4 protein-coding genes are annotated in these 3,421 nt (G+C 72.3%); all 4 read right to left on the bottom strand.

Annotation, left to right across the window (positions count from 1 at the left end; translation table 11 throughout):
- A partial coding sequence (locus VI078_16935) for a response regulator (protein ID HEY6000973.1) occupies positions 1 to 360 on the bottom strand: 360 nt, incomplete at its 3' end.
- Positions 338 to 847 carry a chemotaxis protein CheW gene (locus VI078_16930; GenBank protein HEY6000972.1) on the bottom strand — a complete coding sequence of 170 codons (510 nt, stop codon included), beginning with the start codon at positions 845 to 847 and terminating at the stop codon, positions 338 to 340. The genes VI078_16935 and VI078_16930, both read right to left, overlap by 23 nt.
- Before the next feature lie 201 nt (positions 848 to 1,048).
- Positions 1,049 to 2,074, bottom strand: a complete 1,026-nt coding sequence (locus tag VI078_16925) for a deoxyguanosinetriphosphate triphosphohydrolase (GenBank protein HEY6000971.1) — start codon at positions 2,072 to 2,074, stop codon at positions 1,049 to 1,051.
- Between the two features lie 39 nt (positions 2,075 to 2,113).
- Positions 2,114 to 3,220 carry a DUF362 domain-containing protein gene (locus VI078_16920; GenBank protein ID HEY6000970.1) on the bottom strand — a complete coding sequence of 369 codons (1,107 nt, stop codon included), beginning with the start codon at positions 3,218 to 3,220 and terminating at the stop codon, positions 2,114 to 2,116.
- Between the last annotated feature and the right edge of the window lie 201 nt (positions 3,221 to 3,421).

Raw genomic sequence — 3,421 nt, 5'->3', positions numbered from 1 at the left:
CAGCGACGTCTCCGCGGCGGCGGCCGTCGCTGCCGCAGTTGCGCCCCGGCCGATCAGCTCCTTCGCCGTGCTCACCATCTCCTGCGCCTCGAACGGCTTGGTGATGATCCCGTCGGCCCCGCAGGCGCGCGCCCGGTCCTCGTCGAAGCTCTCGAACGTCCCCCGCAGCAGCAGGAACGGCACGACCCGCAGCTGCGGGTCGGCCTTCATGCGCTCGCACAGCTCGTAGCCGTTGAGGCCCGGCATCCCGACGTCGGAGATGACGAGGTCGGGCCGCTCGGCACGGGCGCGGTCCAAGGCCTGCGCGCCGTCGCCCACGGACGTGATCTGGAAGTCCTCATCGGAGAAGGTGAGCTCCACGACCCTGCGGATCGTGGCACTGTCGTCGGCCAACAGGACCCTCTGCGTCATGCCTCTCCCGCCCCCCTTCCGCCGGGTCCACCCCGACGACCCTCGCCAGCGCCGCCGTGTCGACCACCAGCAACCCACCCCCGGGCCGCAGGGCGATGCCGCGGAACACCCCCCGCACGAACGGCGCGACCAGCCCCGGCAGGTCGCGGATCTCGCCGGCGTCGAAGAACCCCTCGACGCGATCGACGGCGAGTCCCATCTCCCCGTCGCTCGCGCCGAGGACGACGACCTCACCCGCGCCCCCGCCGGCCTCCGCCCCGAGCCCGAGGACGCCGGCTTCCACGATCGGGATCAGCCCGTCGCGGTACGCCGCCGTCGCGCTGCCCGGCGTGCGTGCCTGGATGCCCCGCACCTGTTCCAGAGGCAGCCCGAAGCGACGCTGTCCGAGCACCACCACGAGCAGCCGCTCAGCCGGCGGCGACGCATCGGTCGTCATCGCGCACCCCGTTGTTCATAAAGCCTTTCCCGGGAGGTGTCAAGCAAAGCGCCCCCCATCCGCGCGCACGCGCGGATGGAGTAAGGAGCCTTGGCATGGTGCTTCCAGCCGATCTCCAATTTCCTTTGTGCCCCGATCGAAGCGCGTGCTTCTCGTGATTGTTGACAAGCCTGCCCTGCCGGATCCGCGCGCACGCGCGGATCAGAGCACCTGCCACGGCAGGGGGAGGAAGAGCCGCTCGTACGTCTGCACGACGAAGCGATCCGTCATCCCTGCGAGGAAGTCACCCACCGCGCGGGCGGCGCCTTCGGTCTCCGCGATGCGCACGTACTCCTCCCCCATCTCGGCGACCCGCCCGAGGTAGTGCTCGTAGAGGTCCCGCAGGATCTTGGCTGCCTTGTGGAACTCCGCATGCGTGGACGGGTTGAAGTAGACGTTGGCGTAGAGAAAGTCGCGCAGCGCCGCACAGTCGCGCTCGAGCCCCTCGCCCATCGCGACGTGCGCGTACTGCGCGCCGACGGTCTCCTCGATGATCCCGCGGACCATGGTGCCGATGCGCTCCCCGTGGGTGGTGCCGACCCGCGCCAGCGTCTCGCGCGGCAGGTCTCCCGCGGCGATGACCCCCGCGCGCAGGGCGTCGTCGATGTCGTGGTTGATGTAGGCGACCAGGTCCGCCAGCCGCACCGCCTGTGCCTCGAGCGTTGCGGCCGGCGCGACGATCTTCCCCCGCCCCTTGGAGTGCGTGCGGATCCCCTCGACGACCTCGCGCGTCAGGTTCAGCCCCGCGCCGTCGTTCTCGAGGCGCTCGACGACCCGCACGCTCTGCGCCACGTGCGAGAAGCCCCCCGGCAGCAGGGCGCGGAGGCTCTCCTCGCCCGCGTGTCCGAACGGGGTGTGACCGAGGTCGTGCCCGAGGGCGATCGCCTCCGTCAGGTCCTCGTTGAGGCGCAGCCCCCGCGCCAGGGTGCGGGCGATCTGCGCGACCTCCAGCGTGTGCGTGAGCCGCGTGCGGTAGTGGTCCCCCCGCGGCGCGAGGAAGACCTGAGTCTTGTGCTTGAGACGGCGGAAGGACTTGGCGTGCAGAATCCGGTCGCGGTCGCGCTGGTACGCCGTGCGGATCGGGCACGGCTCCTCGGGGCGCGTGCGCCCGCGGCTCTCGGCGGCGCGCGCGGCGAGCGGATGCAGCAGGGCGCTCTCCGCGGCCTCGCTCTGCTCGCGGACGTTCACGCCCGCCCCCCCCGCAACGGCGCCCCCCGCCACCGCCCCCTAGACCTTCACGAGCTCGTAGGCGCGGGTGCCGAGGCCGATGCGCTCCCCGTGCGCCAGCTGGATGCCCCAGTCCACGGCCGGGGCGGCGGCCCGGAACTTGTCCTCGCCGGCGGCGAGCCGCGCGGCGTGCTGCGAGAGCGGGTGCCCCGGCTGCGCGTTGACCAGGTCGACGGCGGCCTGGTCGATCGCGACCGGGTCGGTCGAGGCGAGGATGCCGACGTCCGGGACGAGCGGCGTGTCAGCGAACGGGTAGCAGTCGCACAGGGGCGAGACCTGCAGGATGACGTTGACGAAGACAGCGCGGCCGAGCTTGGGGGCGATGGCCCCGTAGGCGTACTCGACCATGCGCTCCTGCATCCCGCCCGGCTCCTGGTTCCAGTCGATCCGGATCGCGCCGGCCGGGCACGTCGGCAGGCAGGCGCCGCAGCCGCTGCAGCGGTCGCGGTCGATGCTCGCCTTGCCCTTGCCCTTCTCGCCCGCCGTTTCGATGGCCCCGAAGGCGCACCAGCGCACGCAGCTGTGACAGGCGGTGCAGGCCTCCTCGTTCACCGCCGGGCTGCTCGTCGAGTGCATGCTCAGCTTGCCGCGGCGCGACGCCGCGCCCATGCCGAAGTTCTTGAGCGTCCCGCCGAAGCCGCTCATCTCGTGTCCCTTGAAGTGGGCGATGCCGACGATGGCGTCCGCGTCGGCGATCTCGGGCGCGATCTCCACCTCGCGGTAGTGCGTGAGGTTCACGGGAACGGTGACGGCGCGGTTGCCGCGCAGCCCGCCGCCGATGACGATCGGCGCACCGACGGCGGACCAGTCGAAGCCGTTGGCGATTGCCGTCTCGTAGTGGCTCGCCGAGTCCCCGCGCGTGCCGATGTAGAGGGTGTTCGTGTCGACGAGGAACGGCCGCGCCCCGAGCGCGCGCAGCCGCTCGACGACGCGGCGGACGTAGACGGGGCGGACGTAGGCCGTGTTGCCCAGCTCGCCGAAGTGCAGCTTGACGGCGACGAGGTGCTTGGCCCCGATGCGCTCCTCGAGGCCGGCGCGCGTGAGCAGCCGCCCCAGCTTCTCGAGGATGTTCTGCCTGGTGGTCCCCCTGAGATCAGCGAAAAACACCGTGGCCCCCATCGTGCCTCCCTTCGCGTGTCCTGCCGCCCGCCGCATTCTCCCCGCATCGGGCGCGGGGATCAAGCCGCGGCGCCGCCGGCGACCGCGGTACAATCCCCGGCATGGCGCACCCCGTGCCCTCGCGCATCCCGCGCGCCGCGCCGCCGGCAGGCGGCCCGTGGGCCCGCACCGACCCGCGGGCCCGCCTGC

The sequence above is a fragment of the bacterium genome (assembly GCA_036524115.1).
Classification (GTDB): domain Bacteria; phylum JAUVQV01; class JAUVQV01; order JAUVQV01; family DATDCY01; genus DATDCY01.
This window is presented reverse-complemented; position numbering and strand designations above follow the sequence as displayed.

Coding starts and splice junctions, on each gene's coding strand:
- VI078_16930 (HEY6000972.1), bottom strand. CDS start 847: ATGACGACCGATGCGTCGCCGCCGGCTGAGCGGCTGCTCGTGGTGGTG.